We start from the raw sequence: 3592 nt of genomic DNA, 5'->3' as shown, positions 1-3592 counted from the left end.
CGCCGTGCCGGTCTTCGGCAGCCGTCGGGCGGCGACGGTTGCGGCAGCGCGGGCCTAGATCATGGCGCGCGCTCCTCGTTCCGCGCCCCGGCGCGCCACCCGGCCGCGCGGACGCTGGCGGCAGAAATGGGCCCTGACCGCGCTGGGCTTCGTCTTTGCGCTGTCGGCGCTCTTGCGCCTCGGCACGCTGGAGGGGGCGCTGGCCGAGGCCGTGGCGAGCGATTCGTCGGTGGGCAGCCACGCGGCATCGCCGGGGCCTTCGGGGCACGCCGGTGACGCGGCCGCTTCCATGACCGGGGCCCTGAGCTCGGACATGACCGCGGACATGGCCCGCACCCTGCAGGATGCGCTGGCCGAGATCGACGCCCTGCGCAGCGCGCTGGACCGGCGCGAGGCCGCGGTTGCCGACCGCGAACGCGCCGTCGCGGCGGCGCAGGCGCTGGTCGAGGCGCGGCTGGCCGAGCTGGAGGCCGCCGAAACGCGGCTCGAGGCGTTGATCGCGCGCTCGGACACCGCCGCCGAAAGCGACCTCGACCGCCTGACGCGGGTCTACGAGACGATGCCGCCCGAGGAGGCCGCGGCGGTCTTCGCGCAGATGCAGCCGGGCTTTGCCGCGGGGTTTCTCGCGCGCATGTCGCCGGCCGCCTCGGCCACGCTGATGGCGGAACTGCCGCCCGAGCAGGCCTATGCCGTCTCGGTCATCATCGCCACCCGCAACAGCGCGGCCCCGCGCCTGGACCCGCCCCGATCCGCGGGTGCGGAGACGGAAAATTAAGCCTTTTGCCCGAGGCTCGCCTCGCACAGCAGGAGAATGTCGCCCATGCTCGGGATGATCGGAATCGTCGTCGTCTTCGCCATGGTCTTCGGCGGCTATCTCGCCGCGGGCGGCAAGATGGGCATCATCATCAAGTCGCTGCCCTACGAGATGACCATGATTCTCGGCGCGGCGGTGGGGGCGTTCCTGATCGCCAACGACACCGGCACCGTGAAACACACGCTCAAGGACATGGGCAAGGTCTTCAAGGGCCCGCGCTGGAAGCACGGGGATTACCGCGACCTCCTGTGCCTGCTGTTCGAACTGTTGCGCCTTGCCCGGCAGAACGCCGTCGCGCTCGAGGAGCATGTCGAGAACCCGGCCGGGTCCGAGATTTTCGGACGATACCCGCGCATCCAGTCCGACAGCGTGGCGGTCGAGCTGATCTGCGACACGCTGCGCTCGGCGGCGATGAATTACGACGACCCCCACCAGGTCGAGGAGGTGCTGGACAAGCGCCTGGAAGAGCGTGTTCACCACGCGCTGCATTCCTCGCATGCGCTGCAGACGGTGGCAGACGGCCTTCCGGCGCTGGGCATCGTCGCCGCCGTTCTGGGCGTGATCAAGACCATGGCCTCGATCGACCAGCCGCCCGAGATCCTGGGCGGGCTGATCGGCGGCGCGCTGGTGGGCACCTTTCTCGGTGTGTTCCTAGCCTACGGCTTCGTCGGCCCCTTCGCGTCGCGGGTCAAGGCGGTGGTCGAGGAGGATCACCTGTTCTACCTGATGATCCGCGAGGTGCTGGTGGCCAACCTGCACAACCACGCGACGAACATCTGCATCGAGGTCGGCCGCCAGAACGCCCCCGGCCATGTCCGCCCCGCCTTCACCGAGCTGGAAGAGGCGCTGCGCGCCCTGAAATCGCCGGTGGCCGCATGAGGCTTGCCGCGGCGTTCCTTGCCGTCCTGATCGGCCTCCGGGCCATGGTGGCCGATGCGCAGACCCTGACGGTGCGCGCGGGCGAGCATGCCGGGTTCAGCCGGCTGGTGCTGGACATCGGGGCGGACCGCGACTGGCGTCTCGACGGGGAGGGGGAGGCGCGGCGACTGACCCTCTCCCCCCCGGTCGACGGGTTCGAGACCGGCGATGTCTTTCGCCTTGTGCCACGGACGCGGCTTGCCGCGCTGGAGGGGGGTGATGCACTGGGCCTGCGGCTCGGCTGCGACTGCCCGGTCGAGGTCACGCGCTACGAGGGGCGGTATCTCGTGATCGACATTCACGATCCGGGGTATCGTCCGGCACCTGATCCGGGCCCAGTGCCGGAGGATGCGGCAGCGGCTTCGGACGATGACCCGGACGCCGATGCCGTCGAAGCGGGCCTTGACCGCGCTGCCGCGGCAGGGGCGGGCGGAGTGGCAGGGGCGGCCGCTTCCGCCGGGAATGCCGCGGGCCTGCCGGACATGACGCGGCTTCTGGCCGGCCCCTCACTCGGTCCCTCACTCGGGCCTGACCTTGGTCTCGCCGCCGCCGCGTCGCCCATGTCCGCCGCGGGCGGGATCGACCTCGAGACCGCGGCGCAGATCATGGCCGAGCAACTGGCGCGCGCCGCGGCCTCGGGCCTGCTGGACAGCGCGCCCCTGCGCCCCTTCACCGAGGCCGACCCGGCCGCAGCTTCCGCGCCCGCCGAGCCGGTCGCGCCGCCGCCCGACGCAGGGCTGACCGGCCCCGGTAGCGGCCTGGCCGCGGACCTGCCGCTGCGCGCGGAAACCGCCTTTGACGCGGCGCTGCACCGGACGCAGGCCGCCGAACCCCGCCAACCCCGGCTGACCTGCCCCGACACCGTGCTGCCCATCGCCGCCTGGAGCGCGTCGGACCGCTTCGATGACGGCCTCGGCCAGCTGCGCCTTGCCCTTTACGATGCGCGCGACGTGCTGCAGCGCGACGCGGTGCTGGCGCTGGCGCGGCATTACCTGCGGTTCGGCTTCGGGGCCGAGGCCGCCGATTGGCTCGACCGCATCCCCGCCCCTCCCGCGGAGTTGCAGCGCATCGCGGCGCTGGTCGACGGGCGCCCCGCGCCCGTGCCCGCGCCCATGGGCGCAGCGCAGGATGCGCTGCTGATCTGCAGCGACGAAGACCTCGTGTGGCATGTCCTCGGCGGCACGCTGGGGTCCGCCACCCAACCCGGCCTGCAGCCGGGAGGCCAGTTCGGAGGCCAGTTCGGAGGCCAGCCCGGAGGCCAGCCCGCGGCCCTGACCGAGGAACTCGCCGGCCGCCTGCAACGTGCGACCGCGGCGCTTCCGGACGCGTTGCGCGACCAGGTCGCGCCGCGGGTCGCGCGCCGCCTGCAGGCCGAGGGGCACCCGAACCCGGCGCGCAACCTGCGCGATCTTCTGCACCGTGCGGGCACCCTGCCCGAGACCGCGCTGCTGCAGCTCGACATCGATCTCGGGCTGGTCCCCGGCGGGGCGGATGCGACGCGACAGGCGCTCGCGCTGGCGCTGCGCGACGACGGCGGCGACCCGCTGACCGCGATGGCGCAGGCGATGGGGTTCGACCGCGGGCTCGGCCTTGCGATCCCGCCCGAGCGGGTGGATGCGGCCGAGGCGCTGTTGCGCGAAACCGGCGGCACCGCCGAGGCGGCCCCGCTCTGGCACGAGACGGTTCTGGCGCTGGGCGCGGCGCGCGACCTTCCCCGGCTGATCGCCCTGCTCGACCGCGGCGACCTGCCCGAACCCGCGCGGATGGCCACGCTGACCGCGCTCTTTGCCGACAGGGCCGCGGCGCGCGACACCGCGACGCTTTATGTTCTTGCGCGGCTCTTCGGCGCGGGCTGGACCG

3 protein-coding genes are annotated in these 3592 nt (G+C 72.9%); all 3 read left to right on the top strand.

Translation table 11 applies throughout. The annotated features are described in order from the left end of the window. Positions 1-61 precede the first annotated feature (61 nt). Complete coding sequence (locus QQK83_RS19030) at positions 62-775, top strand: MotE family protein (protein ID WP_284266986.1); 714 nt, start codon at positions 62-64, stop codon at positions 773-775. A gap of 45 nt (positions 776-820) precedes the next feature. Next, positions 821-1693 carry a flagellar motor stator protein MotA gene (gene motA, locus QQK83_RS19025; RefSeq protein WP_284266984.1) on the top strand — a complete coding sequence of 291 codons (873 nt, stop codon included), beginning with the start codon at positions 821-823 and terminating at the stop codon, positions 1691-1693. Beyond that, the coding region (locus QQK83_RS19020; protein WP_284266982.1) for a hypothetical protein at positions 1690-3592 on the top strand (1903 nt) is incomplete at its 3' end. The genes motA and QQK83_RS19020, both read left to right, overlap by 4 nt.

Origin of the sequence: Roseicyclus amphidinii (genome assembly GCF_030163755.1) — a bacterium.
GTDB classification, from domain to species: Bacteria; Pseudomonadota; Alphaproteobacteria; order Rhodobacterales; family Rhodobacteraceae; genus Roseicyclus; species Roseicyclus amphidinii.
The sequence above is the reverse complement of the archived record's forward strand: the minus strand, read 5'-3'. Positions and strand labels throughout refer to the sequence as shown.

What these genes read in the sequence shown, in the direction of transcription:
- motA (WP_284266984.1), top strand. Translation starts at nt 821, where the DNA reads ATGCTCGGGATGATCGGAATCGTCGTCGTCTTCGCCATGGTCTTCGGC.
- QQK83_RS19030 (WP_284266986.1), top strand. Translation starts at nt 62, where the DNA reads ATGGCGCGCGCTCCTCGTTCCGCGCCCCGGCGCGCCACCCGGCCGCGC.